Below are 26,983 nucleotides of genomic sequence, written 5' to 3' on the forward strand. Positions count from 1 at the left end.
CGGAAGATCTGATGTATCCGCTCGTCTACATCGCACGCCACGGCCAGACGAAGTGGAACGCCGAGTCGCGGTTGCAGGGGCAGGCCGACACCGATCTCAATGCGCTCGGCCGCGAGCAGGCTAGCCGCAACGGGCGCCGGCTGGCCGAATTTGTCCATAACCCCCAGGATTTCGACTTTGTCGCCAGCCCGCTGCGGCGCACGCGCGAGACCATGGAGCGCCTGCGCGCGGCGATGAAGCTCGATCCGCATGCCTATCGTACCGATCCTCGCCTTGTCGAAATGAGTTTCGGCGACTGGCAGGGTTTCACCTTTCCCGAACTCGAGGCCCGGCATTTGGGCTCAGCCAGGGAGAGGCGCTTCGATAAATGGAATTTCCTGCCGCCCGGCGAGGGCGCCGAAAGCTATCAAATGCTGCTCGAGCGGATAAAGCCGTGGTTCGACGCGCTGGACCGCCAGACGGTCTGCGTGACCCATGGCGGCGTCGTGCGCGCCCTGTTCCGCATGGTGCTGGGAATGCCCGAGAAAGAAGCCGCAACCCTGAATGTGCCGCAGGATCGCTTGCTCAGGCTAGAGGGACGACGCCTGGAGTGGCTCTAAGGGTCGAAACCCACTCACTCTGAACGATCGTGTTGAGCCCCTCTCGCCGTCGCTTCACACCGGCCGGCAAAGCCGTCCGACATGCTGACATTGAGGACACCTGCCGATCTTGAGGCCGTGGCGACGATCATCGCGGCCCCCGATCCGGTCGAGGGCTGCGAACAAGCTCTGGCTAGATGGAGCTCCGGCATGAGTCAGGCCAAGATCTAGCCGGAACTCTTCACCGGCCATTTCGACGATGGAGCCGCCCATTGCCGAGCAGGCGTGGTGCGCTGCCCGACAGAGTGTGTCGTGAACGAAGGCCTGAAGTCGGCTGAATGAGTTTCGACCAAGACCGTGATCCCGAACCGAGGGTTCGGACAAGATGGTAGGTCACACGACCTTCATCCCGGCTTTCGGGACAGGTCAGCCGGAAAGACGCTATTCGGTTGAATCCGGCAATTGCATGTCGGTGATGACGTTCTCGCCGTTTGTCTCGTCGTAGGCGATCACGATATCCATGCCGGGTTTCAGCGCTTCGAGATCGGTTTCGGCGTTCAGCTTGTAGGATTTGCCGTCGTCGAGTGTCAGCGTCAACGTGTCCTTATCGATCTCTTTGATCAGGCCTTCGGTTTGGCCGGCGAAGGCGGCGGTGGAAATCAGCAACATGGCGGCAACGGCGCCGAGTAGGATACGCATCATCGTCCTCTTATCATTGCGCCGGCACGGTGGCGGCGGGTGTTCAACAGACGGATCGAAGGAAGCAGAAACCAACCGAATGTGTCAAAACTAAATCCGCCAGATCACAGTTTGACCGCTGCCGAAAACGCCAATAGAACGCAGGCTACAGCGCCGCGCGTCCCGTTGGACGCGCGCAGGACGCTGTAGCACTTTGATTGTGCGCATGACCCCGAAAATCGCTCCGATTTTCGCGGTCATGCGCTAAGCCGGCTCCGATGCCGGCAGGGCTGGTTTTCATGTCTCACAATACGTTTGGCCACCTTTTCCGCGTCACCACCTGGGGCGAAAGCCATGGCGCAGCGCTCGGCTGCGTGGTCGACGGCTGTCCGCCCGGCATCCGCTTCACGCGCGCTGAGATCCAGGCCGAGCTCGACAAGCGCCGCCCGGGTCAATCGCGTTTTGTGACGCAGCGTCGCGAACCCGACGAGGTCAAGATCCTGTCCGGCTTCATTTTGGAAGACGACGGCGAGACCATGATCACCACCGGCACGCCGGTGTCGATGCTGATCGAGAATGTCGACCAGCGCTCCAAGGACTATGGCGAGATCGCCCGCCAGTATCGGCCTGGTCATGCCGATTACACCTATGATGCCAAATACGGCCTGCGCGACTATCGCGGTGGCGGCCGGTCTTCGGCCCGTGAGACGGCGGCGCGGGTGGCGGCCGGAGCCTTGGCCCGCAAGGTTGTGCCCGGCATGATCGTGCGCGGCGCGCTGGTGTCGATGGGAGAGAAATCGATCGACCGCGCCAACTGGAACTGGAATTTCGTTGGCGACACCGAAAATCCGTTCTTCACACCCGACCCGGCATCGGTCGCCGTCTTCACCGCGTATCTTGACGGCGTCCGCAAGGCGGGCTCCTCGGTCGGCGCGGTGATCGAGATCGTCGCCGACGGCGTTCCGGCAGGCCTCGGCGCGCCGATCTACGCCAAGCTCGACCAGGACATTGCCTCGGGCCTGATGTCGATCAATGCCGTCAAGGGTGTCGAAATCGGCAACGGCTTCGAGGCCGCCCGCATTACCGGCGAAGAGAATGCCGACGAGATTCGCGTGGGCAATGACGGCAAGCCGGTCTTCCTCTCCAATAATGCGGGCGGCATCCTCGGCGGCATCTCGACCGGCCAGGCGATCGTCGCGCGCTTTGCCGTCAAGCCGACCTCGTCGATCCTGACCCCGCGAAAGTCAATCGACAAGGACGGCAACGACGTCGAGATCATGACCAAGGGCCGGCACGATCCGTGTGTCGGTATCCGCGCGGTACCGATCGGCGAGGCGATGGTTGCCTGCGCGATTGCCGATCACTATCTGCGTCATCGAGGACAAACGGGAAGGCAGTAGGGGAGTAAGGCAGTAGGGGAGTAAGGCAGTAGGGAGTATGTTATGTAGCTCCCGCGACAGAAATTTTCCTTTTCCCTACTCCCTTACTGCCCTATTCCCCTACTCCCCTGCGAGTGAAACGAGCACTTATGCCTTACGACCAGAAGAAGATCGTAGAAGCCCTGCGTGCGTTCGAACGCGGCGAAATCGTCGTCGTCATGGACGATGACGGGCGCGAGAACGAGGGTGACCTGATCGTCGCCGCCGTCCATTGCACGCCGGAGAAGATGGCGTTCATCGTCCGCAACACCTCCGGCATCGTCTGCACGCCGATGCCGCGCGAGGAAGCCAAGCGCCTGAATCTTTCGCCGATGGTCGCCGACAATGACTCGGCCCACACCACCGCCTTCACCGTCAGCGTCGATTTCAAGCACGGCACGACGACGGGCATTTCGGCCGACGACCGCACATTGACCGTGCGCAATCTTGCCAATGGCAATGTCGGCGCGTCTGATTTCGTCCGCCCCGGCCACATCTTTCCGCTGATTGCGCGCGAAGGCGGCGTGCTGATGCGTTCGGGCCATACCGAAGCCGCGGTCGATTTGTGCAAGCTGGCCGGCCTGCCGCCGGTCGGCGTGATTTCCGAGCTGGTCAATGATGACGGCACCGTGATGCGTGGCCCCCAGGTGCAGGCCTTCGCCGAAAAGAACGGTTTGAAGCAGATTTCGGTCGCCGACCTCATTGCCTACCGCCAGCGCAAGGAAACGCTGGTCGAGCGTGTTGCCTGTTCTGCCATCGACACGCCTGGCGGCAACGCGCAGGTCTTTACCTACACGCTGCCGTGGGATTCTATGCACCATGTGGCGATCGTCTTCGGCGACATCCGCGACGGCGAGGAAGTGCCGGTGCGGCTGCATTCCGAGGACGTTGTGACGGACGTCTTCGGTACCAGCCACAGGCTGGACGGCATCATGAAATCGATGGGCGAGCGCCGGCGCGGCGTCATTGTCTATCTGCGCGAAGGCTCCGTCGGCGTCGCCCATCAGGAGCGCAACCGGCCAGCTGTCGGCGACCGCGAGGACCATGAAGAGGCGCGCCGGCGCGAAAGCGAATGGCGCGAGATCGGTCTTGGCGCGCAAATCCTCAAAGACCTAGGCATTTCGTCGATCAACCTGATTGCCTCGCGCGAACGCCACTATGTCGGCCTCGAAGGTTTTGGCATCCACATCGCCAACACCGAAATTCTTTAGCCTGGCCTAGCGGCGCTCGCATGCGTCCGGCCCTGCTCAGGACCGGACGCATAGGAGCCTATTCGGCAGGAACCGCGGCTGCGTCGCATGCGGAGGTGTCGCAATCCGCCGTGGCAAGGCTGCGCATGCCGAGCAGCACGATGACCAGTGCGATTGCGCCAGCCGCCACCGACACCAGGAACCCGCTCTGTGCGCCGAAGGCGTCCACCACCCATCCGGCGGCGAAGGAGCCGAGCGCCATGCCGATGCCTATGCCGGTCATGACCCAGGTGACGCCCTCGGTCAGCATCGCCTCCGGCACGCGCCGCTCGATCAGGCCGAATGCCGTGATGAAGGTCGGCGAGATCGCCACACCGCTAACGAAGACGGCCAGCGCCAGAAGAGGCACCGTGTCGGCGACGAGCAGCGGCAGCGTGGTGAGCGCGATGATGGCGATCGCGATGGCAAGCTGAATTTGCAGCGGTGTTTTCAGGTTCAGGGCGCCGATGATGATGCCGACGACGAACGATCCGAGGGCGTAGACGCCGATGACGAGGCTGGCGGCGCCCGGCTGGCCGAGCTCTTTGGTGATTGCCACGGTGCTCACCTCCGTGGTTGCGAAGGTCGCGCCAATGAAGATCAGGGCCAAGGTGATGATTTGGACCGGCCGCAGGCGGATTGCCGAGCCGCGCGAGCCCTGGTCGACCGGTCGCACTCGCGGCTCGGTCGAGCGCTGCAGGATGAATGCTGTCGAGCCGAAGGCGAGGAACAACGTGCTCGCCAACATTCCCGCTTCCGGGAAAAGGGCCACGCTCAGGCCCACCGATAGCGATGCCCCGGCGATGTAGACCAGCTCGTCGGCCGCCGACTCGAAGGCGAACGCGGTGTTCATCTCAGGGCGATCCCGGAAGAGCTCTGTCCAGCGCGCGCGCACCATTGCGGGGATGCTGGGCATTGCGGCGGCCAGCAGCGCTGACACGAACAGTGTCCATATCGGCCAGTCCTGATTGGCCGCCGCTACCAGCACCACGAAAGCGAGCACGGAAATCACAGTGGTGGGCACCACAATCCGCGCCTGGCCGAGGCGGTCCACCAGCCGCGATATCTGCGGCGCGACGAAAGCATTGGCCAGCGCATATGTCGCTGAGACGGCGCCGGCCAGCCAGTACTCGCCGTGCGTCTGCGACAGCATCGCGACGATCCCGATCGGAGCCATGGCCATCGGCATCCGGGCAACGAAGCCGGCTGCGGCGAAGCCCTTGGCTCCCCTTGCCTTGAAGATTTCGCGATAGGGATTGGGCATGAGAACACTCCTGGATTCTTGAGGTCGAGCCACTTATATACGTGGCGTATGCAAATCAGATAATGACATACGACGCGTATGTCAATTAATATACGAGACGTATGTGAAGGAATGAGCGAATGGGGCACAGACCACGCAAGGAAATGATCGCCGAGACCCGCGCCAAATTGGTCGCGGCGGCGCGCCATGCCTTTGGCACTGTCGGCTATGCCGAAGCGTCGATGGACGACTTCACCGCATCGGCCGGGCTGACGCGTGGTGCGCTTTATCATCACTTCGGCGACAAGAAGGGCCTTCTCCAAGCGGTCATCGCCGAGATCGACGCGGAAATGTTGGCCCGGCTGAAGATCGTTTCGGCCAGGGCGGACACTCTCTGGCAGGGCTTTGTCGACGAATGCACCGCGTATATCGAGATGGCGCTGGAGCCTGAGATCCAGCGTATTGTCCTTCGCGATGGACCGGCGGTGCTCGGCGATCCTTCGCAATGGCCGAGCCAGAATGAGTGCATCCGCTCGATGAGCGAGAACCTTCAAAAGCTGAGGGACGAGGGAACCATCGTTGCTGTTGATCCCGAAGCCGCAGCAAGGTTGATCAGCGGCGCCTCGCTACATGCCGCGCAGTGGATCGCAAATTCGGAGGATCCCGAAGCGACGTCGAAAAAGGCGGTGCAGGCATTCAACGTGCTTTTGGAGGGGCTGCTCAAGCAAAGCCGCAGGATTGGCCGTTCGCAAGCACCGGCTGAGATTGATAAATCGCTGGCCTGAGTCTGTTTCAAGACCTTCGAAGCCAAGGCGCGCGGCAATGGCTCGCGCTGGACCCAACCAGCACCCCAACATCTAAACCCTGTTGAACGTCTTGCTTTGGTGGCGCCAGAACATGGTCAAAGCCGCCGGGCGCGCCTATATCGGGGGCATGGTCACAAGGCTTTATACCCACCCGGTCTTTCTCGAACACATAACGCCGCCCGGTCATCCGGAGCGGCCGGACCGCCTGCGCGCCATCGAACGCGCGCTCGACGACGAGGCCTTTGCGGCCCTTGATCGTGCCGAGGCGCCGGAAGGCGACGAGGCCACCATCCTCTACGCACATCCGCAGGAATTCGTCGAGCGGGTCCGCGCTACGATACCGGACACCGGTATCGCTCGCGTCGACGCCGACACCACCGCCAGCCCGAAAAGCTGGCAGGCGGCTGTGACGGCGATCGGTGCCGCCAACGCGGCCGTCGACGATGTTTTTCGGGGCAACGCCACCAATGTCTTCGTCGCCGCCCGGCCGCCCGGCCATCATGCCGAAAAGACGACGTCCATGGGCTTCTGCCTGTTCAACACCGCGGCGATCGCGGCGCGCCACGCGCAAAGGCAGCACCAGGCCGAGCGCGTCGCCATCGTCGACTGGGACGTCCACCACGGCAATGGCACACAGGATATTTTCTGGGACGATCCGTCGGTGCTCTACTGCTCGACGCACCAGATGCCGCTTTACCCAGGGACCGGGGCCGTGAGCGAAACCGGCGCCGGCAACATCGTCAACGCGCCGCTGGCGCCGCAAACCGGCAGCGAGGTTTTCCGCGACGCTTTCCTGTCGCGCATCTTGCCGGCGCTCGACAGTTTCGCGCCCGACCTCATCATAATTTCCGCCGGCTTCGATGCGCACCACCGCGATCCGCTGGCCGAGATCAACCTGACCGAGGGCGATTTCGACTGGGCAACCGGCCAGTTGATGCAGCGCGCCGGTCGCCACAGCGACAACCGGCTCGTCAGCCTGCTCGAGGGCGGCTACGATCTGCAGGGATTGGCATTTTCGGTCGCCGCCCATGTCGGACGACTGATGAAAGGATAGACGATGGCTGGTGAGACCAACGAAGACGTTAAGGCAATGAGCTTCGAGCAGGCGCTCGACGCGCTGGAGAAAATCGTCGATGATCTGGAGCGCGGTGACGTGCCGCTCGACCAGTCGATCCGCATCTATGAGCGCGGCGAGGCACTGAAGGTCCATTGCGATCGGCTGCTCAAGGCGGCCGAGGACAAGGTCGAAAAGATCAGGCTTTCGCGCGACGGTAAGCCGGTGGGGACAGAGCCGCTGGACGCGGAGTAAAGCGCGGTCTCGAACGACAATTTCGCCTCGCGGCTTTTGGATATGATCATGATTGAGGATAAAATTCATCCCGTTTGAAAACGGCTCCAGGACGAGAGGAGATCGCGAACGATGTGCAGAAACATCAAGACCCTGTTCAATTTCGATCCGCCGGCAACCAATGACGAGGTCCGCGATGCCGCACTCCAGTTTGTCCGCAAGCTGAGCGGAACGACGCGGCCGTCGAAACAGAACCAGCATGCGTTCGACCACGCCGTCGAGGCCATAGCCGCGTCGGCGCGCGAATTGCTAGACAGCCTCGAGACGACACAGCATCCGCGCAATCGCGAAGAGGTGGCGGCCAAGGCGAAAGCCAAGTCTGCACTCCGCTTCGCCTGAGGAAGACCGCATGAGCTTCTTCCCCGGAAACGACCCTCTGCCCGGTGACGCCTTCGCCAGCGACCAGATCGAACTGATGGTCATTCCGAACGCCAAGGATATTGGCGGCTTTCAGGTTCACCGTGCCTTGCCAACCGCCAGGCGCCGGCTGGTAGGCCCCTTCATCTTCTTCGATCGCATGGGCCCGGCGATTTTGCGGGCCGGCCAGGCGCTCGATGTCCGTCCGCATCCGCATATCGGCCTGTCGACGGTCACTTACCTGTTTGACGGCAAGGTCAGGCATCGCGATTCGCTCGGCACCGAAATGGTAATCCAGCCCGGTGACGTGAATTTGATGACCGCCGGCCGCGGTATCGTCCATTCCGAGCGTACGCCACAGGAGCTGCGCGGCGCACCGATGTCGGTGTCCGGCCTGCAGACATGGCTGGCGCTGCCCGACGACAAGGAGGAGGTCGATCCAATCTTCGAGAATACGGCGGCCATGCGTCTGCCCGAGATCGACGCCGAAGGCGTCAGCGGGCGCGTCGTCATCGGTGCGTTTTCCGGGCTGCGGTCTCCGGTCGCGACTGCTTCGGACACGCTCTATGCTGACCTCAGCCTGGCGCCCGGCGCCAGCGTGAAAATCCCTGCCGATGCCGAGGAGCGTGCCATCTATACGTTGGAAGGCGAGGTTTCGATCTCCGGCGACCGCTTTCCGGCAGAGCGGCTGCTGGTGTTCCGGCCCGGCGACGAGATCGTCGTGTCCTCGGAAGGTGGAGCGCATTTCATGCTGTTCGGCGGCGCCTCGCTCGGCTCCAAGCGCTACATCTGGTGGAATTTCGTGTCATCGTCGAAGGAACGCATCGAACAGGCGAAAGAAGAGTGGAAGACAGGCCGCTTCGATATCGTTCCTGGAGATGAAGAAGAGTTCATTCCGCTGCCGGACAATTAGAGCGCCGCGCGTCCTTTTGGACGCGTAAAGGAAACCCTAACACTTTGAATCTACGCCGCGTCACTCGCACGCATTTACATTCGCCGGCCAGCGGCCTATTTCGCACGTGGATAAAAGCAGGCCCTAGCACCAGTGAACGCAAAGCTCCATACGCCACTTCTCGACAAGGTCCGCATCCCGGCCGACCTCAGGACGCTTGACGCAGGTGATCTGCCGCAGTTGGCGTCGGAGCTTCGCACCGAGTTGATCGACGCCGTGTCCCACACCGGCGGACATCTCGGTGCTGGCCTTGGCGTGGTCGAACTGACGGTCGCATTGCATTATGTCTTCAACACGCCAGACGACCGGCTGATCTGGGACGTCGGCCACCAGGCCTATCCGCACAAGATCCTGACCGGCCGCCGCGACCGTATCCGCACGCTGCGGCAAGAAGGCGGCCTGTCCGGTTTCACCCAGCGCGCCGAGAGCGAATACGATCCGTTCGGCGCCGCCCACTCCTCGACCTCTATTTCCGCCGGCCTCGGCATGGCAATGGCACGCGATCTCTCCGGTGGCCGCAACAATGTCATTGCCGTTATCGGCGACGGCGCCATGTCGGCCGGCATGGCCTATGAGGCGATGAACAATGCCGGCGCGCTCGATGCCCGCCTGATTGTCATCCTCAACGACAACGACATGTCGATCGCTCCGCCGACCGGCGCGATGAGCGCCTATCTGGCCCGCCTGGCGTCGGGCAAGGCCTATCTGGGCTTGCGCGATTTCGGCAAGAAGCTGACTTCCTATCTCGGCGAGCGCGCCGATCGCGCCATCAAGCGGGCGGTCGAGCATGCGCGCGGCTACGTCACCGGCGGCACACTGTTCGAGGAAATGGGTTTCTATCACATCGGCCCGATCGACGGTCACAATCTCGAGCACCTGATCCCGGTGCTGAAGAACGTCCGCGACAATGCCGACGGTCCGGTGCTGATCCACGTCGTGACCCAGAAGGGCAAGGGCTACGGACCGGCCGAGGCGGCCGCCGACAAATATCACGGCGTCAACAAATTCGACGTCATCACCGGCGCGCAGGCCAAGGCGCCGGCCAACGCGCCGAGCTACACGAAGGTCTTTGCCGAAAGCCTGATCCAGGAAGGCCGCGAAGATGATCGCATCGTCGCCATCACCGCCGCCATGCCGAACGGCACCGGCCTCGACCTCTTCGGCGAGGCGTTCCCGTCGAGGACCTTCGATGTCGGCATCGCCGAGCAACACGCGGTGACTTTTGCCGCCGGCCTTGCCACGGAAGGCTTCAAACCTTTCGCAGCGATCTATTCGACCTTCCTGCAGCGCGCCTACGACCAGGTCGTCCACGACGTGGCGATCCAGAAACTGCCGGTGCGCTTTCCGATCGATCGCGCCGGCTTCGTCGGGGCCGACGGGGCGACCCATTGCGGCGCCTTCGACACGACTTTCTTGGCGACGCTGCCCGGTTTTGTCGTCATGGCCGCAGCGGATGAGGCGGAACTGCGCCACATGGTGCGCACGGCGGCAAGCTACGATGAAGGCCCGATCGCCTTCCGCTACCCGCGCGGCAACGGCGTCGGCGTCGACTTGCCGGAGCGTGGCTCGGTTCTCGAAATCGGCAAGGGCCGTATCGTCAGGGAGGGCACCAAGGTTGCGCTGCTTTCCTTCGGCACGCGGCTGCAGGATTGCCTGGCTGCGGCCGAGGAGCTCGGCGCGGCAGGGCTTTCCACGACGGTCGCCGATGCTCGTTTCGCCAAGCCGCTCGACAAGGACCTGATCCGGCGGCTGGCGCGCTCGCATGAGGTGCTGGTAACAGTGGAAGAGGGCGCGGTCGGCGGCTTCGCCAGCCATGTGCTGCAATTCCTGGCCCATGAAGGGCTGCTGGAAAACGGCCTGAAGGTACGCCCGATTGTGTTGCCCGACACTTTTGTCGATCACGCCAAGCCCGAAAAGATGTACGCCGACGCCGGGCTTGATGCCGCCGGTATCGTGCGCACCGTCTTCGTGGCGCTGGGACACACCGCGAGCGCGCAAAGCGCCTGAATCAAAGTCTCAACGGCTTGAATAAGCTTCCCGACGGGCAGTCGTAACTGACTGTTTGTGTTGTCATTTGGCATTCGCCTACGGTGTCTCTGGTCTCGCGGCCAATCTTCTCAGAAGCAGAGTGAAATCCTGATGCTTGCTACCGTGTGTGAAGGGCAGAAATGGGTGGTTTCGTGCCGTTCGATTGTCGACTGGAAATGAGCAACCAGCGCCAGAAACGGACATTAGCGAAAGCGATTCCAGGGCAGCTTTGGAAGAGCGGACATTCGACAACCTCATCAATTCATCAGCTTCGGCTCCGGGAATACCCACGGGCGATCTAAAATTTGCGTGCGCACGTGATAGAAGGGGACCCAGTAACTCCAGCCTGGTGTAATTGAAATACAGTTGGCAATCTTTCCGTCGCAGCCAACGAACTGGATATCGACCGATCCATCCGCCCCGGGCGAGGCCCAAGTCCGCGCGGGAGCAAGCGAGAGGACACGAGTCCGACCGTGCGCTGCCGGAGGTCCTCGTTAGCTCGGGAATGCCTGTTGTGCTATCGTCCTAAAGTCTCTCGGGCCGCCGAGGGTCTCGCATGATCTTCCGTTCGAGGGAGAGAGCATCTGTGACGGAATTTGAAACGAAACTGCAGTCGGCCCCCAAGCTTGCCGCGAAAGGCAGGGTCTCGCGTCGTGACTTTGTTCAGCTGGCGCTCGCCGCCGGCCTTACCGCCACGGCCGCCAATGCGATGTTCGTGAAGGCGGTGCGCGCCGAGCCCAAGAAGGGCGGCACCTTGAAGATCGGCATCGGCGATGCCGCCGCCACCGATTCACTGGATCCGGGTAGTACCAACGTCAACCAGTTCACCGGCACCGCGCTATTCGGAACCTTGTCGAATAGCCTGACCGAGATCGATTCCAAGGGCAACGTGGTCCCCGACCTCGCCGAGAGCTTTGAGCCGTCAGACGGCGCCAAGAAGTGGGTGTTCAAACTGAGGAAAGGCGCCACCTTTCACAATGGCAAGACGGTTACCGCCGACGATGTCGTGGCCTCTGTCAGGCATCATAACGTCGAGGGCACGAAATCGGTGATGAAATCGCTCTTGGCTTCGGTCAAGAATGTCGTCGCAGACGGTGCCGCGACGGTGGTGTTCGAACTCGACGGCGGCAATGCCGACTTCCCCTACATCATGTCGGACATCCCGGTAATGCCGGCGAAAGAGGGCGGCGTCGACTGGGAGTCGGGCATCCGCACCGGCCCCTACATGCTCGAGAAATTCGAGCCCGGCGTCATCGCCACCTTCAACAAGAACCCGAGCTACTTCAAATCCGACAAGGGCTGGTTCGACCATGTTGAATGCCTGGCGATCTATGATGTAACGGCGCGCACCAACGCGCTCTACACCGGCGAGGTCCACTACATGGATCGCTGCGATCTGAAGACGCTCGACATTCTGAAGCAGAACCCCGATCTCGTGATCTTGGAGACGACGGGCTACGGCCACTATGTCTATGTCATGAACGTCCAGAAAGCGCCCTTCGACAGTCCCGATGTGCGCAATGCGATCAAATACTCGCTCAATCGCGACGAGATCGTGCAGAAGGTGTTTCTCGGCCACGGCGCCGTCGGCAACGACAATCCGATCGCGCCAACCGTCAAGTTCGCGATCGATCCGCAGCCGAAGCACGTCTACGACCCCGACATGGTCAAGAGCCTCCTCAAGAAGGCGGGGGCCGAGAACACCCAGTTCGACCTGTCGGTCGCGGATGCCGCGTTCACGGGTGCGACCGACTCGGCTCTCCTGTGGCAGGAGCATGCCCGGGCGGCCGGGCTCAACCTGAATGTGATCAGGGAGCCCAACGACGGCTATTGGGACAATGTCTGGCTCAAGAAGCCGTTCTTCGCCTCTTACTGGGCCGGCCGGCCGACGTGCGACTGGATGTTCACCACCGCCTATGCGGCGGAAGCGGTGTGGAACGAAACGTTCTGGAAAAATCCGCGCTTTAATGAGCTGCTCGTCGCCGCCCGCTCGGAGACCGACGATACCAAGCGTGCCGGCATTTATGCCGAAATGCAGCAATTGCTGCATGACGACGGCGGGCTGGTGAACCTGGTCTTCAACTCCTATGTCGATGCCCACACCAAGGCTCTCGCCCATGGCGAGGTGGCGTCGAACTGGCCGATGGACGGGCAGAAGATCGCGGAACGCTGGTGGTTCGCCTAGACTAAGACTAGCACTACTTTGGCAGATTTTTGGGCCCGTGTACTCATAAATTGGGATGGCGGACTGGACGCGTTTGATGTCCCCTTGTCCCCCACCAGCGGCTCCGGAGCGGACATCGCAGCAGGTCCGAGTTGGGCCACAAGCGGAAATCGCTAGCGCGCGTCCAGTGTCCATCAATTGCCTCTGATCTTGGACAACGCGTCCTTTGCGTAAATGCCAACCAGAGCTTCATTCTGGAGTGCCACGAGCGCCGGAATCGCAGTTCGTGCCGAAGGCCCGATCTTTCCCAGCGCCTCGATGGCCTCCCGGCGGAGGTATTCAACCTTGAGCGCTTCAACCAGAGCCGGAACGGCTTGTGCTGCCGCTGCGCCAAACCAGCCCAGTCGCTTTGCTGCATATTGCTGGGAAAAGGGATTGCCGGTCTCAAGCTCTGCTTCCAGGCTCGTAACGGTGACGTCCAGCGGCAGCGCAGCGACACGGACACCGTCATTCAGGCGCTCCCGGACGCTTGCGTGTTCATAATCCCATTTGAACGAGAGGTGTAAGGTGTCGGGAAGGTTTTCGAGCCCTTTCTGGTCTAAACCCGGTCGGAACTTCAGTAGCATTTGTCTCGCTTCTTCCCGGCGACCGAGCTGCGCCAGCACGGAACTGAAAGGTAGAAAGAGCGCAGTTGCGTCTGGGTTTCGCCTGACGCCTTCTCCGAACACCTCAGCCGCTTGTTTCAGATCGCCCGTTGCAAAAAGCGCCAATCCACGCGCGAGAACGTAGTGGCTTGGATAGTTCGGGTTGAGCCGCATGGCGGTCGCGACGAAATTCAGCGCCTCTGCAGGTTCGCCTGAGATCGTCAGCGCCCAAGCCGTTGCGATGTGTGCCTCGGGGTCGTTGGGATCCAAAGCAATCGCTCGACCGGCATTCCTGCGTGCATCTTCGGCCAGACCTTGATAGACGTCCCGCAATGCCTCGACCGTATAAGACAGTGACGTTGGATATTTGTTGGCCAGCTCTACATAATCGTGAGCTCCCCACCAGAAATATGGTTCGTCCCTTCCGAGTTCTTTACCCCAGAGTGACTCAACGACGCGGAAGTAGGCCAGCGCCAGGGCGGCATAAGCGCGCCCATATTCGGGATCAAATTCGGTTGCTTTTTTCAAGGAAGTAATGGCGGCAGCTGTGTCCTTTGCGTTGTAACGGAGATAAAGGCTCCAGCCCTCTTCGAAAGCTTCCTTGGCTGCAATGTTGTCCGGCTTGGCGCGGGCAATTTCCGTTTTTTCGGTGGTGGTGAGATTGACCTTCAACGCTTCGACGATCTTTGCGACAAAAACGTCCTGGACCGCAAAAATATCGGCGACGTTTCCATCGAACCTGTCCGCCCACACATGCCCGCCGGAGAGGGTATCGATGAGCTGGGCGTTGACTCGCACCTGCTCGCCGGCGCGCCGTACGCTCCCCTCGAGAACGTAGCGCACGCCAAGTTCCTCGGCGACCTGGCTGATTTTCACCGGCTTGCCGCGGTAAGCGAATGTCGAGTTTCGCGCGATTACGAAGAGGCCGGAAACCTTGGAAAGGTCGGTAATCAAGTCATCGGTCATGCCATCAGTAAAGGTCTCTTGCCCCGCCTCGTTGGACATATTGGTGAACGGCAACACGGCGATGGATGGCTTGTCAGGCAGCGGGAGCACCATTCTTGCCTTCGAGGCCACCTCGACCCGCGGACCTGAACCGTCGCCGAGCACGTTCCAAAGCGCTACACCTCCGGCGATCAGGATCAGCGCCGTCGCCGCGACTGTCAGCCGGCGCCTTTCGATATGACGTTTGCGTTTTGCTGGAACTGCTCCGGACGCGGCGCGTGTCCGCGGGCTCACCCGATACAGGCGAACAGGTTTTTCGATGTTCTTGAGTTGTTGTTCACCCAAAAACTCGAACTCAAAATCCAGCTTTCTCTCGACCTGATCGAATGCCGTTCCAGAAATCAGGACGCCCCCGGGTTCGGCCAATCCTTCCAGTCTCCCCGCGACATTCACGCCGTCGCCATAGATGTCCTGCCCTTCGACAATCACATCGCCAAGGTTTACGCCAATGCGGAATTCGAGCTGTTTTTCCTTCGGCAGTTCGGCGTTGCACTCCGCCATCGTCCGCTGGATTTCGACGGCGCAACCGACCGCGTCGACCACGCTGGAGAATTCTATCAGCGCGCCGTCGCCCATGAGCTTCACGATGCGCCCCTTATGAGCGGCGATCTTCGGATCGATCAGGTTCTCGCGGGTACTCTTCAGGCGCGCGAGGGTATCCGCCTCATCGGCTTCCATAAGGCGGCTGTAGCCAACGATGTCAGCGGCAAGTATCGCCGCAAGCCTGCGCTCCATGGTAGTGTCCGGCGCTGGGCAACTGTTTCCACGATAAAAGAGTATCGCTTCGGAGCCTAGTCCTGCTCTGGTCGGCTTTGGGTCAGGAACGCTGGTTGGGGTGAGCGTCGGCCATCGGGCAGCGAAATGGGCTGATGAAGGTCAGCTCAGAGTCATGGGCGTGAATTCGGCCGGTCGCGAACGAACCACCGCCAAGGGGTCATCTTCTGCCCTTCCGCACCGGTACTGAGTGTCAGATTTTTCCACTAGAACCACATATCGCGCACGCAGCGACCATCGCGCGGCAGGTCCTCGAACGTATGGAGACCATCGAAATGGTCGATTGGGAGGTCGGCGACGGCGTCAGGCGGCGCAAGCCTCACATTGACGGCGATCCGAGTGCGACCGTCGGCACTGGATCGCAAACCACGCCAGGCCAGAACGCAGGCGCATGTCGGACAGAACAGAATCTCGAGCGACGGGGTATCTTTTCCGGCGCGCGTATAAGACCTTGTCGATCCCGCAACGTGAATGCGTTCGTCGACATAATCGTAAGCCCACAGTGCGCCATAGCGGCGGCACAGCGTGCAATTGCAGGCTGTGATCGAGCCGGGATCGCCCTCCAACGTCCAGTGGGCCGCGCCACAATGGCAGGTTCCGGTCAGCATCCGTCCTCCTTCACGTTCTGGCAGCAAAACGGTATATCGTTCCCAACATTGTGCCGGACCTGGTGCGATATTCAACAAGTTGTGGCGCGGCCTGCTTTCCCCCAAGATGTTCGTTGTTCTTCCCAATATCCTTGCCTTCGTGACGGGCTTTCGCCATGAAGGCCGATGAACTCCCCTTTGCCAGCCAGCCCACGCCAGCGGCTCGACGAACTTCTCGTCGCGCGCGGCCTGTTTCCCAGCCGCTCTCGCGCCCGCGACGCGATCGAGCGCGGTACGGTGACGGCCGATGGCGTCATCGCCCGCAAGCCCGGCCAGACCGTCCTGGCTGATTGCCTCATAGCCGTCGATGATCCGGCGCTGGGTTACGTGTCGCGTGCTGCGCTGAAGCTGATCGCCGGGCTCGATCATTTCGGTCTCGATCCCGCCGGCAGCGAAGCGCTGGACGTCGGCGCCTCGACCGGAGGCTTCACTCAGGTCTTGCTTGAACGCGGCGCGGCACATGTCACGGCGATCGATGTCGGGCATGGCCAGATACATCCGGATATCGCTGGCGATCCGCGTGTGACGGTGATCGAGGGATTGAACGCCCGTGATCTTTCCGCCGCCGATCTTGCCGATCGCATTCCGGATTTTATCGTCTCCGATGTCAGCTTCATCTCGTTGAAACTGGCGCTGCCGCCGGCGCTCGCCATCGCCACGAGCGGCACCAGAGCAATATTTCTGGTCAAGCCGCAATTCGAGGCGGGCCGCGAGGCGATCGGCAAGGGTGGCTTGCTGAAAGACCCATATGATGCCGCGCGGGTTGCCGGCCTGCTGCAGGATTGGCTCGACGGCGTCCCGGGCTGGCGCTCGCTGGGACTGCATCTGTCGCCGATCGAAGGCGGCGACGGCAACCGCGAGTTCCTGCTCGCCGGGATCAAGGATGCCGAAGTCGAGAACAGGGGGATCGGAGGCCGATGAACGCGCGCTTCACGATCGCAAGACTGGGATCCCAGGCCGACGGCGTCGCCGAGACTGAAACCGGCGAGCTTTTCATTCCGTTCACGCTGCCCGGTGAAACCGTCACCGCCGCGCGCGAAAAGGACCGTGCCACGCTGATGTCGGTGCTGGAGGCTTCTCCGCTTCGCATCGATCCCGCCTGCCGACATTTCACCGAATGCGGCGGCTGCGCCATCCAGCATCTTGAGGCCGAAGCTTATCATAAGTGGAAGCGCGACAAGGTTGCGCATGCGCTCAACAGCAAGGGAATCGCCTGCGACATTGACGCGCTGGTCCCGTGCGCGCCGCAGACGCGTCGGCGCGTCGTGTTCACCGCCCGACGGAGCGAGGCCGGCATGCGGCTCGGCTTTGTTCGCGCGCTGTCGTCCGAAATCATTTCCATCGAGGAATGCCCGATCTCGCTACCCGAGATCGTCGCAAAGCTCGACCGTCTGAAAGCACTCGCCGAATTGGTTTGCGCAACGACGAAATCGTTCCGCATGACGGTCACGGCGACCGGTTCCGGCCTCGATGTCGCGGTTCACGAGTCCGGCAAGCTTGGTGAGAACCAACGCCGCATCGCCTCCAACTTCGTCATCGCTCAGGGAATGGCCAGGCTTTCGATCGATGGCGAGACCATCATCGAGCCCAAAAAGCCTGTTGTCATGTTCGGCAACGTCGCTGTCGAGGTGCCGCCGGGCGCTTTCCTGCAGGCCACCGACGCGGCCGAGCAGGCGATGGCCGACATCGTCGGCCGGCATTTGGTGCCCGCCAAAAAGGTCGCCGATCTCTTCGCCGGCTGCGGCAGCTTTGCGCTACGTCTCGCCGCAAAGTCGGAAGTCCATGCGGTGGAGGGCGATGCGGCAGCCCTTTCGGCGCTCGACCGGGCGTTCCGTTTCGCCAGCGGTCTGAAACGAGTGATCAGTGAACGCCGCGACCTGTTCCGGCGGCCGCTTACATTCAAGGAGCTGAATGCCTTCGATGGCGTCGTCTTCGATCCACCCCGCGCCGGCGCCGAGGACCAGTCGAAGCAGATTGCCCGTTCCGACGTGCCGCTTGTCGCCGCGGTTTCCTGCAATCCGGTGACGCTGGCGCGCGACCTGCGCATCCTTATCGACGGCGGCTATGCGCTGAAAAGAGTGACGCCGATCGATCAGTTCCTGTGGTCGCCGCATGTCGAAGCCGTTGCGCTTTTGGAGAAGCCGAAACGACGGCGGTAGCAGGTTTGCATTTGTTTGAGCTTGATTTGCGCGTAAAATGAGCACATTTTTATCACATGCTGTTCAAAACGTGCTAGGATGATACCATGAATGCCGCAGCTCTCGAAATTCGAGCATCGCGCTTTGGCGAGGAACGGACGCCATTTCTTTCGGCAAGACGGGTGGCTGAATTGCTGGGCGTCAATCTGACCGAACTGGCGGGCCTGATCGGCGTCGCGCGCAACACGCTTGCCGCCAAGACCGGCGCGCGCAAGGTCGATGCTGCATTGAGTCCGATTGTCCGTATCCTGGCGATGGCAGGCGAGATGGCCGGCGATGAACAGCGTGCGGCGATCTGGTTCAAGCATCAGCCGATCCCCGGCTGGGCGGGAAAGACCGCCTACGATCTCGTTCGAGAGGGCAAGACGGACAACGTGCTTGCCTATCTGGAGGCAGTCCGCTCCGGCATCTATGCCTGACAGCAGGCTGAGCCTATGGCGTGCCTTCGTGCCGCGTTGGGCGCATCTCCCACTTTCCGGCGAAGGAGCGGCCCGCTTTGGCGGGCGCTGGAATCCGGTGGGCACCCCGACCATCTATGCTGCGCGGGAATTATCCACCGCTTGGGCGGAGTACAACCAGGGCTTTGTCCAGCATCCGGCGGTGATTGCGCAGCTCGAACTTTCAGGCGCGCGGCTGGCCGACCTGACGGACGCTGATGTGCTGACCAAGCTCGGCGTGACGCCAGACATTCACCGATGCGAATGGCGCGACATCATGGATCAAGGCCTGGTGCCTGAGACGCACACGCTGAGAGATCGCCTGATTGCCGATGGGCAGCACGGCGTGATCTACCCGTCCTTCATGTCGCCGGGGGGCACATGCGTCGCCCTCTGGCGATGGAACGAGAACAACGCACCGCGTCTGAAGGTCATCGATCCCGACCATCGTTTGCCGAAAACCCCGGCTTCGTGGCTGTAGGGCAGTTCGAAACTGGCCGGCAGACGGCTATGCTTCTTGCACGCCGCTCTGGCGGTTCCCGCCACCCTTACAGTCACTTGCCAAGGATCGCGGGCGGCAGCGGCTGAGAGGGACCGGTTTTCGCGACCACAATAGCTGGCGCGGCCGATCTATCAAACCCGTGTGCCGCCGACCGTCATCTGGTTCATCCTGAGATGCGGCTGGCCGACGCCGACCGGCACGCCCTGGCCGGCCTTGCCGCACATGCCGATGCCGGTGTCGAGCTTCATGTCGTTGCCGATCATCGAAACCCGATGCATGGCATCCGGCCCGTTGCCGATCAGCATGGCGCCCTTGATCGGCTGCGTTACCTTACCATTCTCGATCATGTAGGCCTCGGTGCAGCCGAACACGAACTTGCCCGAGGTGATGTCGACCTGGCCGCCGCCGAAGGAGACGGCATAGATGCCGTTCTTGACCGACGCGATGATTTCGTCCGGCTGCATATCGCCTGAGGTCATGTAGGTGTTGGTCATGCGCGGCATCGGCTGGTGCGCATAGCCTTCGCGCCGTCCGTTGCCGGTGGCCTCCATGCCCATCAGCCGGGCGTTCTGGCGGTCCTGCATATAGCCGACAAGCTTGCCGTCGTCGATCAGCACGTTGCGGGCCGACGGCGTGCCTTCGTCATCGACGGTCAGCGACCCACGCCGTTCGGCCATGGTGCCGTCGTCGACGACGGTGACACCCTTCGCGGCCACCTGCTGGCCCATCAGTCCGGCGAAGGCCGATGTCTTCTTGCGGTTGAAGTCGCCTTCCAGCCCGTGGCCGACGGCTTCGTGCAGCATGACGCCCGGCCAGCCGCTCGACAGCACGATGTCGAAGGTGCCGGCGGGCGCCGGGACCGCTTCGAGGTTGACCAGCGCCTGCCGCAGCGCCTCCTTGGCCGCGTGCTTCCAGCTCTCCTCGACCAGGAATTCGCCAAATGCCTTGCGTCCGCCCATGCCGTAGGAGCCGCTCTCCTGGCGGTCGCCGTTGCCGACCACCACCGACACGTTGATCCTGACCAGCGGGCGGATGTCGCGCACCATCTGGCCGTCGGCACGCACGATCTCGACATGCTGCCAGGAGGCGGCGAGCGAAGCCGTCACCTGTCGCACGCGCGGATCCTCGGCTCGCAGCCACGCATCGATTTCCTGAAGCAGCTTGGCCTTGGCCTCGAAGGAGGGCGAGGGGATCGGGTTCTCGTCGCCATAGAGATGGCGGTTGGTGCGGGCGGGTGCCGCGGCAAGCGTGCCGGAATAGCCGCCCTTCACCGTCGAGACGGCGTCGGCCGCGCGCAGCAGCGATGCTTCGGAAAGATCGCTGGAATGTGCGTAGCCGCTCGCTTCCCCGGCGACAGCACGCAACCCAAAACCCTGGTCGGTATTGAAATTGGCGGTCTTCAGCCGCCCATTGTCGAACATCAGCGCTTCGCTTTCGCTGTATTCGAGGAACAGCTCGCCGTCGTCGGCGCCGTTGATGGTCTCGGCGACGATCTGTTTGATGCGATCGTCGGAAATGTCGAATTGGCCGATCAGGCTGTTCATGGCAGGTCCGTCCGTGGAAAGAGGTTGTCCTCACGATGTAGGCGCGAACGTGCGCCCAGACAATCGACGATGACCATTGTCTCGCCAAAGGCCAGTCACAATCGCTTTCTCGGATCTTGGTTCTGACCGGTTCTCAAGGCAGGGCGGCGAACCCGTCGGCGAAACCCTTGAGCTCGACCGGGATGCCGATGCCTTCCTCCGGCGTCTGGAAGACAATGAAGGTGGCTGACGTTCCGGTCTTCAGCGTGTCGAGCAGCGGCTTTTCGAGAATGACCTCGGCGTAGCAGCCGTCCTGGAAGCAGCGCACGAAATAGGCCCGGCCGATGTCCTTGCCATCGACATTGAGGCCGAGCCCGTTGGGCAGCAGCACGCCGAGCGGCGCCAGCACGCGCAGGATTTCAGCCTTGTTGTCGGCGGTGCGCAGCACGACGACGGAAAGCCCCATCTCTGGACGGTCCTCGGCGACGACGTTCTGCATCATCACGCATTGTTCCGATGTGGCGCCGGCCGGCGTGTCGCAGATGATCGACCACGCGCCATGCGTCGAGCGCACCTTGCCGCTTGGCTGTGCAGCATTGGCCTGGCTGGACAGGCCGACGCCAGACAGGCCAACGCTAGACAGGCCAACGCTAGACACCGCGGCGAGAAAGATGACGTTCGCCAAGGTTCTCGAAAGCCCAAGTCTCGAAAGCCCAAGTTCCCAAAGCCAAGAGTTCATGACGGCTCCAATGCGAATCACGGCACTTTAAGCCGCGCCAAGGGCAAGTAAAGGATGAGACCACTGCCGGCCTGCCTCGACCAAGGCAATTGTGCGCTTTTCCGTGCCAAATTCGCCCGAATTGCGACAGCCCGGCGCATTTTGCCAGGACAGTCCGCCGCTCGGGCGTCCGCGATCCGCCACCGCCGCGGCCGCCGCCAAAATGCGCAGCCGCGCTTGCGCGCAAAAATGCCGCACGGTTTCCTCCGCTCCTTTCTTGCGGAGGCAAATAGAGTATGGTTTGAACCAGCCTCGGGACTGTCCGGGATTCCCGTCCCGGCGTTGTTCGATATTCTTGCGGTCCGATCGCGAGGAACTGGGAGATAATGACGGCAATGAGAAAATTCCTAGCAGGCGCCAAACTCCTAGCGAGCGCTTGGGCTGCCGCCACATTGTTCACCGGCGCATCCGCCCATGCGGCCCAGCCTGCGCCGTGGGAAATGACCTTCCAGCCCGCCGCCACCGACATGATGCGGCAGATCGCCTGGTTCGAGCACTACACGCTATGGTTCATCGTGCCGATCACCCTCTTCGTGCTCGCTCTTATCGCCTATTGCATCTTGAAATTCCGTGCCAGCGTCAACTCGATCCCGTCGCGCACCAGCCATAACACGCTGATCGAGGTGATCTGGACGGTTGGGCCGGTCGTCGTGCTGCTCTGTCTCGCCATCCCTTCGTTTCAGCTCCTGACCGCGCAGTACACACCGCCGGAAGAAGCCAAGCTGACCATTAAAGCGACCGGCAACCAGTGGAACTGGGACTACGAATACCAGACCGAAAACACGCTTTCCTTCAACTCCGCGATCCTGGCGGATTCTGACCGCGCGGCGGCTGGCAAGGAGGATCGCGGCGTTTATCCGCGCCTGCTCGCCGTCGACAACGAGATGGTGGTGCCGGTCAACACCATGACCCGGGTGCTGGTGACGGCGGCGGACGTGATCCATGCCTTTGCCATGCCATCCTTCGGCATCAAGACCGACGCGGTTCCGGGTCGCATCAACGAGGTCTGGTTCAAGGCGGAAAAGGAAGGCCTCTATTACGGCCAGTGTTCGGAGCTCTGCGGCAAGGACCACGCCTTCATGCCGATCGCGATCCGCGTCGTCTCCGACGCCCAGTACAAGACCTGGCTGGCGGCAGCCGGCACCGACCTTCCCGGCGCCAACAAGGCGCTGATGGCCGAGGTCGACAGCAAAGACAAGGTAGCGGCCGCCGGCAACTGATGCCGGGACCAGAAAAGATCAGGGAACGGAGCCGAACATGGCAGACGCTGCAGCTCACGACGATCACGACCATAAGCCGTATCATGGCTGGGTCCGGTGGGTGTATTCGACCAACCACAAGGATATCGGTACGCTCTATCTGATCTTCGCGATCATGGCGGGCTGCGTTGGCGGTGCCCTTTCGGTCGTCATGCGCATGGAACTGCAGGAGCCGGGAATCCAGATTTTCACCGGCCTGGCGCAGATGGTCTACGGCTTGAATGCCGACGCCGCGCTCGATGGCGGCAAGAGCATGTACAATGCCTTCACCACTGCGCATGCGCTGATCATGATCTTCTTCATGGTCATGCCGGCGCTGATCGGCGGTTTCGCCAACTGGATGGTGCCGATCATGATCGGTGCGCCCGACATGGCTTTCCCGCGCATGAACAACGTCTCGTTCTGGCTGCTGCCACCGGCTTTCATCCTGCTGATCATCTCGGCCTTCGTGCCGAGCGCGCCTGGCGCCTACGGCGTCGGCGGCGGCTGGACGATCTATCCGCCGCTATCGACGTCGGGCCAGCCGGGACCGGCGATGGACCTTGCGATCCTGTCGCTGCACATCGCCGGCGCGTCGTCGATCCTCGGCGCCATCAATTTCATCACCACCATTTTCAACATGCGCGCGCCTGGCATGACGCTGCACAAGATGCCGCTGTTCGCCTGGTCGGTGCTGATCACCGCTTTCCTGCTGCTGTTGTCGCTTCCGGTTCTGGCCGGCGGCATCACCATGCTTTTGACCGATCGCAACTTCGGCACCACGTTCTTCGCGCCGGATGGCGGCGGCGACCCGATCCTGTTCCAGCACCTGTTCTGGTTCTTCGGGCATCCGGAAGTCTACATCCTGATCCTGCCGGGCTTCGGCATCGTCAGCCACATCGTCTCGACTTTCTCGAAGAAGCCCATCTTCGGCTATCTCGGCATGGCCTATGCCATGGTCGCGATCGGTGCGGTCGGCTTCATCGTCTGGGCGCATCACATGTACACGACCGGCCTGTCGCTCGACACGCAGCGCTATTTCGTCTTCGCCACCATGGTTATCGCGGTGCCGACCGGGGTGAAGATATTCTCGTGGATCGCCACCATGTGGGGCGGGTCGATTTCGCTCAAAACCCCGATGCTATGGGCGATTGGCTTCATCTTCCTGTTCACTGTCGGCGGCGTTACCGGCGTCCAGCTTGCCAATGCCGGTCTCGACCGCCCGCTGCATGACACCTACTACGTGGTCGCGCATTTCCATTATGTGCTGTCGCTGGGCGCGGTCTTTGCCATCTTCGCCGGCTGGTACTACTGGTTCCCGAAGATGACCGGCTACATGTATTCGCCTGTCATCGCCAACACCCACTTCTGGATCACCTTCGTCGGCGTCAACCTCGTCTTCTTCCCGCAGCATTTCCTCGGCCTGTCCGGCATGCCGCGCCGCTACATCGACTATCCGGATGCGTTTGCCGGCTGGAACATGGTGTCGTCCTACGGCTCGTATATTTCCGCCGTCGGCGTGGTCATCTTCCTCTACGGCGTGTTCGAGGCGTTCCAGAAGAAGCGGGTAGCTGGCGCCAATCCATGGGGCGAGGGTGCAACGACGCTCGAATGGCAGCTGCCTTCGCCGCCGCCCTTCCACCAGTGGGAACAGCTGCCGAAGATCAAATAGGCGGCTGCCTGGGCGAATACGGAACCGCCGGTCCGCCCGGCGGTTTTGGCCAACGGAATGATGGACTTTAAGTACGCATGGCCCTTGTCGACGACACATTGACTGACGAACCGGGCTTTCGCATGTCGGAAGCAACGGCGGGCGATTTCTTCGCCCTGTTGAAGCCGCGTGTCATGTCGCTGGTGGTGTTCACCGCCTTTGTCGGTTTGGTCGCGGCCCCCGTGACCATCAACCCGCTTCTGGCGGTGATCGCCATCCTGGCTATTGCCATTGGTGCTGGCGCGTCCGGCGCGCTCAACATGTGGTATGACGCCGATATCGATGCGGTGATGACCAGGACCGCCGGCCGTCCTGTGCCGGCCGGCCGCATCCGGCCCGGCGAGGCGTTGAGTTTCGGCCTGGTGCTGTCGGTGCTGTCGGTGATGACGCTCGGCGTGCTTGTCAACTGGCTGTCGGCGACGCTGCTGGCCTTCACCATCTTCTTCTATGCGGTCGTCTACACGATGTGGCTGAAGCGCTGGACGCCGCAGAACATTGTCATCGGCGGTGCTGCCGGCGCCATTCCGCCGGTGATCGGCTGGGCCGCGGTGACCGGAACGGTCAGCCTGGAAAGCGTCGTCCTGTTCCTGATCATCTTCCTGTGGACGCCGCCGCATTTCTGGGCGCTCGCTCTCTTCAAGTCCGAGGACTATGCCAGGGCCGGCATCCCGATGATGCCGAATGTCGCCGGCCAGGCTTCGACCCGACGCCAGATCTTTGCCTACGCGCTGATCCTCGCGCCGGTTGGCGTGCTGCCATGGGCGCTCGGTTTCACCACGCCCGCCTATGGGGTCTTTGCGGTGCTGCTCGGTGCCGGCTTTGTCTGGTATGCGTGGAAGGTGCTGCAGATGGCGGACGACGACCATGTGATGAAGCCGGCCAAGGCATTGTTCGGCTACTCACTGCTCTACCTCTTCGCCATCTTCGCCATCTACCTTGCCGACTGCGTTGTCGCGCGCGCCATGGGCGGAGCATGACCATGGCCGATAAGAAACTTGAACTCGTCACGCTGACCGAGCGCCAGCAGAAGGCCCGGCGCAACCGTTCAGTAGCCATCGGCCTGGCGCTGGCGGTGCTTGTCGTCATCTTCTATATCGCGACCGTCGTGAAGTTCGGTCACAACCTCACCGGAACGATGTGAGGCTCAAGATGAACCGCAAAACAGTGCCCCATCCTCAAAAGAGGAACACCAACCGCATCGTCGCCGGCGTCTGCATCGCCTTTTTCGGCGGCATGATCGGCATGGCCTATGCTGCGGTGCCGCTCTACGAGATGTTCTGCCAGGCGACCGGTTACGGCGGCACCGTGAAACGCGCAACACAGCAATATGCCGACCGCGTGCTCGATCGCGATATCACCATCCGCTTCGACGCCAACACAGTCGGCGTGCCATGGCAGTTTGAGCCAGTCGACCGCTCGATCACCATCAAGATAGGCGAGACGGCGCAGGCGCATTATAGCGCGACCAACAAGTTCGTCCGGGCGACTACCGGCCGCGCGACCTTCAACGTGCAGCCGGAACTGGCGGGATCTTACTTCAACAAGGTCGAGTGTTTCTGCTTTACCGACACGACGTTGAAGCCTGGCGAGACGCTGGACATGCCGGTCGTGTTCTATGTAGATCCCGACATCGTCAATGCGCCGGAACTGAAGGACCTGAAGACGATTACCCTGTCCTACACGATGTTCCCGGTCGAGAAGAACGAGAAGAACAAACCGGTCGCGTCGTCGGCGCCGGCCGAAGGCACAAGCAACAAAGTTTCACATACCGAACGAAGCCTCGGGGGTTGATATGGCAGACGCGCACGCAAAACCACAACATGACTACCATCTCGTCGACCCGAGCCCGTGGCCGTTCCTTGGCTCGGTCGGCGCGCTGGTCACCGCGATCGGCGGCGTCTGTTACATGCAGTATCTCAAGGGCGGCGATTTCCCGATCTTCGGCTTCAATATCGCCAATCCGTGGCTGTTCTTCATCGGCCTTTTGATCGTTATCTACACGATGTACGCCTGGTGGTCGGATACCATCAAGGAAGCGCATGAAGGCCACCACACGCGTGTCGTGTCGCTGCATCTGCGCTACGGCATGATCATGTTCATCGCTTCCGAGGTGATGTTCTTCGTCGCCTGGTTCTGGGCTTTCTTCGACGCCAGCCTGTTTCCAGGCGAGGCACAGCAATACGCCCGCGCCGCCTTCACCGGCGGTGTCTGGCCGCCGAAGGGCCTCGAGGTTCTCGACCCCTTCCACCTGCCGCTCTACAACACCGTCATCTTGCTTTTGTCGGGCACTACGGTGACCTGGGCGCACCACGCGCTCATTCATGGCGACCGCAAGGGGCTGATCAACGGCCTGGTGCTGACCGTCGGTCTCGGCATGCTGTTCACCATGGTGCAGGCTTACGAGTACATTCACGCCCCGTTCGGCTTCAGGGATTCGATCTACGGCGCCACTTTCTTCATGGCGACCGGCTTCCACGGCTTCCATGTCATCATCGGCACGATCTTCCTGCTGGTCTGCCTGGTCCGTGCGATGAAGGGCGATTTCACGCCCAAGCAGCATTTCGGCTTCGAGGCGGCCGCCTGGTACTGGCACTTCGTCGACGTGGTCTGGTTGTTCCTGTTCGCGTCGATCTATGTCTGGGCCTCGAGCGGCGCGGTCATTGAAGGCCACTGACATCTTCTTGAGGAAATCGACGAGGCGGCTGCGGCGACGTGGCCGCCTTAT

The 26,983-nt window shown here is 61.8% G+C and carries 26 protein-coding genes; 20 read left to right on the forward strand and 6 right to left on the reverse strand.

Annotated features, from left to right (window positions below; translation table 11 throughout):
* The first annotated feature begins 11 nt into the window (after positions 1 to 11).
* A complete protein-coding gene (locus ACWUKX_RS03400; RefSeq protein ID WP_456003822.1) occupies positions 12 to 599 on the forward strand; it encodes a histidine phosphatase family protein in 588 nt (195 codons plus the stop codon).
* A gap of 420 nt (positions 600 to 1,019) precedes the next feature.
* Here ACWUKX_RS03400 and ACWUKX_RS03405 read toward each other — a convergent pair whose 3' ends face one another.
* The gene (locus tag ACWUKX_RS03405; protein WP_029355578.1) at positions 1,020 to 1,277 is read right to left on the reverse strand and encodes a DUF1344 domain-containing protein; all 258 of its coding nucleotides are present in this window, start codon (positions 1,275 to 1,277) and stop codon (positions 1,020 to 1,022) included.
* A gap of 278 nt (positions 1,278 to 1,555) precedes the next feature.
* Here ACWUKX_RS03405 and aroC point away from each other — a divergent pair, with 278 nt between their 5' ends.
* Both aroC and ribB read left to right on the forward strand, forming a co-directional pair.
* Positions 1,556 to 2,656, forward strand: a complete 1,101-nt coding sequence (gene aroC, locus ACWUKX_RS03410; protein ID WP_456003824.1) for a chorismate synthase — start codon at positions 1,556 to 1,558, stop codon at positions 2,654 to 2,656.
* A gap of 128 nt (positions 2,657 to 2,784) precedes the next feature.
* A complete protein-coding gene (ribB, locus tag ACWUKX_RS03415; protein ID WP_456003826.1) occupies positions 2,785 to 3,885 on the forward strand; it encodes a 3,4-dihydroxy-2-butanone-4-phosphate synthase in 1,101 nt (366 codons plus the stop codon).
* A gap of 58 nt (positions 3,886 to 3,943) precedes the next feature.
* Here the strand turns inward: ribB and ACWUKX_RS03420 are convergent, their stop codons facing one another.
* The gene (locus ACWUKX_RS03420) at positions 3,944 to 5,167 is read right to left on the reverse strand and encodes an MFS transporter (RefSeq protein ID WP_095518287.1); all 1,224 of its coding nucleotides are present in this window, start codon (positions 5,165 to 5,167) and stop codon (positions 3,944 to 3,946) included.
* A gap of 119 nt (positions 5,168 to 5,286) precedes the next feature.
* On the opposite strand from ACWUKX_RS03420, the gene ACWUKX_RS03425 reads away from it, so the two are divergent.
* From ACWUKX_RS03425 to ACWUKX_RS03455, 7 genes are all read left to right on the forward strand, one after another.
* Positions 5,287 to 5,931: a TetR/AcrR family transcriptional regulator gene (locus ACWUKX_RS03425; protein WP_456003829.1), complete on the forward strand. Its 645-nt coding sequence runs from the start codon at positions 5,287 to 5,289 to the stop codon at positions 5,929 to 5,931.
* Between the two features lie 148 nt (positions 5,932 to 6,079).
* On the forward strand, positions 6,080 to 7,006 hold the full coding sequence (locus ACWUKX_RS03430; RefSeq protein WP_029355589.1) for a histone deacetylase family protein: 927 nt from the start codon (positions 6,080 to 6,082) through the stop codon (positions 7,004 to 7,006).
* Between the two features lie 3 nt (positions 7,007 to 7,009).
* A complete protein-coding gene (locus ACWUKX_RS03435) occupies positions 7,010 to 7,261 on the forward strand; it encodes an exodeoxyribonuclease VII small subunit (protein ID WP_029355594.1) in 252 nt (83 codons plus the stop codon).
* Positions 7,262 to 7,372: 111 nt separating this feature from the next.
* Positions 7,373 to 7,639, forward strand: coding sequence for a DUF2277 domain-containing protein (locus tag ACWUKX_RS03440; protein WP_023716908.1), 267 nt, complete (start codon positions 7,373 to 7,375; stop codon positions 7,637 to 7,639).
* A 10-nt stretch (positions 7,640 to 7,649) separates the two neighbouring features.
* The gene (locus ACWUKX_RS03445) at positions 7,650 to 8,570 is read left to right on the forward strand and encodes a pirin family protein (protein WP_456003832.1); all 921 of its coding nucleotides are present in this window, start codon (positions 7,650 to 7,652) and stop codon (positions 8,568 to 8,570) included.
* Positions 8,571 to 8,702: 132 nt separating this feature from the next.
* Positions 8,703 to 10,616, forward strand: coding sequence for a 1-deoxy-D-xylulose-5-phosphate synthase (gene dxs / locus ACWUKX_RS03450; RefSeq protein ID WP_456003835.1), 1,914 nt, complete (start codon positions 8,703 to 8,705; stop codon positions 10,614 to 10,616).
* Positions 10,617 to 11,223: 607 nt separating this feature from the next.
* Positions 11,224 to 12,822 (forward strand): ABC transporter substrate-binding protein, encoded by a 1,599-nt coding sequence (locus tag ACWUKX_RS03455; protein WP_456003837.1) that lies wholly within the window; start codon positions 11,224 to 11,226, stop codon positions 12,820 to 12,822.
* Between the two features lie 173 nt (positions 12,823 to 12,995).
* On the opposite strand, the gene ACWUKX_RS03460 is transcribed toward ACWUKX_RS03455, so the two are convergent.
* Together ACWUKX_RS03460 and ACWUKX_RS03465 are read right to left on the reverse strand one after the other, a co-directional pair.
* On the reverse strand, positions 12,996 to 15,185 hold the full coding sequence (locus tag ACWUKX_RS03460) for an adenylate/guanylate cyclase domain-containing protein (RefSeq protein WP_456003839.1): 2,190 nt from the start codon (positions 15,183 to 15,185) through the stop codon (positions 12,996 to 12,998).
* A 245-nt stretch (positions 15,186 to 15,430) separates the two neighbouring features.
* Positions 15,431 to 15,832 (reverse strand): GFA family protein, encoded by a 402-nt coding sequence (locus tag ACWUKX_RS03465; RefSeq protein WP_456003842.1) that lies wholly within the window; start codon positions 15,830 to 15,832, stop codon positions 15,431 to 15,433.
* A gap of 165 nt (positions 15,833 to 15,997) precedes the next feature.
* Here ACWUKX_RS03465 and ACWUKX_RS03470 point away from each other — a divergent pair, with 165 nt between their 5' ends.
* The 4 genes from ACWUKX_RS03470 (at position 15,998) to ACWUKX_RS03485 (ending at position 18,987) form a co-directional block, all read left to right on the forward strand.
* Positions 15,998 to 16,792 (forward strand): TlyA family RNA methyltransferase, encoded by a 795-nt coding sequence (locus ACWUKX_RS03470; RefSeq protein ID WP_456003845.1) that lies wholly within the window; start codon positions 15,998 to 16,000, stop codon positions 16,790 to 16,792.
* Positions 16,789 to 18,030 (forward strand): class I SAM-dependent RNA methyltransferase, encoded by a 1,242-nt coding sequence (locus ACWUKX_RS03475; RefSeq protein ID WP_456003848.1) that lies wholly within the window; start codon positions 16,789 to 16,791, stop codon positions 18,028 to 18,030. Before ACWUKX_RS03470 ends, ACWUKX_RS03475 begins: the two co-directional genes overlap by 4 nt.
* A gap of 86 nt (positions 18,031 to 18,116) precedes the next feature.
* Positions 18,117 to 18,488, forward strand: coding sequence for an antitoxin Xre/MbcA/ParS toxin-binding domain-containing protein (locus ACWUKX_RS03480; RefSeq protein WP_456003851.1), 372 nt, complete (start codon positions 18,117 to 18,119; stop codon positions 18,486 to 18,488).
* The gene (locus ACWUKX_RS03485) at positions 18,481 to 18,987 is read left to right on the forward strand and encodes an RES family NAD+ phosphorylase (RefSeq protein WP_127212544.1); all 507 of its coding nucleotides are present in this window, start codon (positions 18,481 to 18,483) and stop codon (positions 18,985 to 18,987) included. Before ACWUKX_RS03480 ends, ACWUKX_RS03485 begins: the two co-directional genes overlap by 8 nt.
* Positions 18,988 to 19,139: 152 nt before the next feature.
* Here ACWUKX_RS03485 and tldD read toward each other — a convergent pair whose 3' ends face one another.
* Together tldD and ACWUKX_RS03495 are read right to left on the reverse strand one after the other, a co-directional pair.
* Positions 19,140 to 20,552, reverse strand: a complete 1,413-nt coding sequence (gene tldD, locus ACWUKX_RS03490) for a metalloprotease TldD (protein WP_287368807.1) — start codon at positions 20,550 to 20,552, stop codon at positions 19,140 to 19,142.
* A gap of 133 nt (positions 20,553 to 20,685) precedes the next feature.
* Positions 20,686 to 21,270, reverse strand: coding sequence for an invasion associated locus B family protein (locus ACWUKX_RS03495; RefSeq protein WP_456003854.1), 585 nt, complete (start codon positions 21,268 to 21,270; stop codon positions 20,686 to 20,688).
* A 374-nt stretch (positions 21,271 to 21,644) separates the two neighbouring features.
* Between ACWUKX_RS03495 and coxB the strand changes: the two genes are divergently transcribed.
* The 6 genes from coxB to ACWUKX_RS03525 all read left to right on the forward strand — a co-directional run bounded on the left by coxB (position 21,645) and on the right by ACWUKX_RS03525 (position 26,932).
* Complete coding sequence (gene coxB, locus ACWUKX_RS03500; RefSeq protein WP_029355617.1) at positions 21,645 to 22,529, forward strand: cytochrome c oxidase subunit II; 885 nt, start codon at positions 21,645 to 21,647, stop codon at positions 22,527 to 22,529.
* A 37-nt stretch (positions 22,530 to 22,566) separates the two neighbouring features.
* Complete coding sequence (gene ctaD, locus ACWUKX_RS03505) at positions 22,567 to 24,219, forward strand: cytochrome c oxidase subunit I (RefSeq protein ID WP_456003857.1); 1,653 nt, start codon at positions 22,567 to 22,569, stop codon at positions 24,217 to 24,219.
* A 77-nt stretch (positions 24,220 to 24,296) separates the two neighbouring features.
* Positions 24,297 to 25,235 (forward strand): heme o synthase, encoded by a 939-nt coding sequence (locus ACWUKX_RS03510; protein ID WP_456003860.1) that lies wholly within the window; start codon positions 24,297 to 24,299, stop codon positions 25,233 to 25,235.
* Between the two features lie 2 nt (positions 25,236 to 25,237).
* Positions 25,238 to 25,399 (forward strand): hypothetical protein, encoded by a 162-nt coding sequence (locus ACWUKX_RS03515; protein ID WP_077381685.1) that lies wholly within the window; start codon positions 25,238 to 25,240, stop codon positions 25,397 to 25,399.
* Between the two features lie 8 nt (positions 25,400 to 25,407).
* Positions 25,408 to 26,049 (forward strand): cytochrome c oxidase assembly protein, encoded by a 642-nt coding sequence (locus ACWUKX_RS03520; RefSeq protein ID WP_456003863.1) that lies wholly within the window; start codon positions 25,408 to 25,410, stop codon positions 26,047 to 26,049.
* A 1-nt stretch (position 26,050) separates the two neighbouring features.
* A complete protein-coding gene (locus ACWUKX_RS03525) occupies positions 26,051 to 26,932 on the forward strand; it encodes a cytochrome c oxidase subunit 3 (protein WP_029355624.1) in 882 nt (293 codons plus the stop codon).
* Positions 26,933 to 26,983 lie beyond the last annotated feature (51 nt).

The organism is Mesorhizobium sp. f-mel (genome assembly GCF_053850215.1).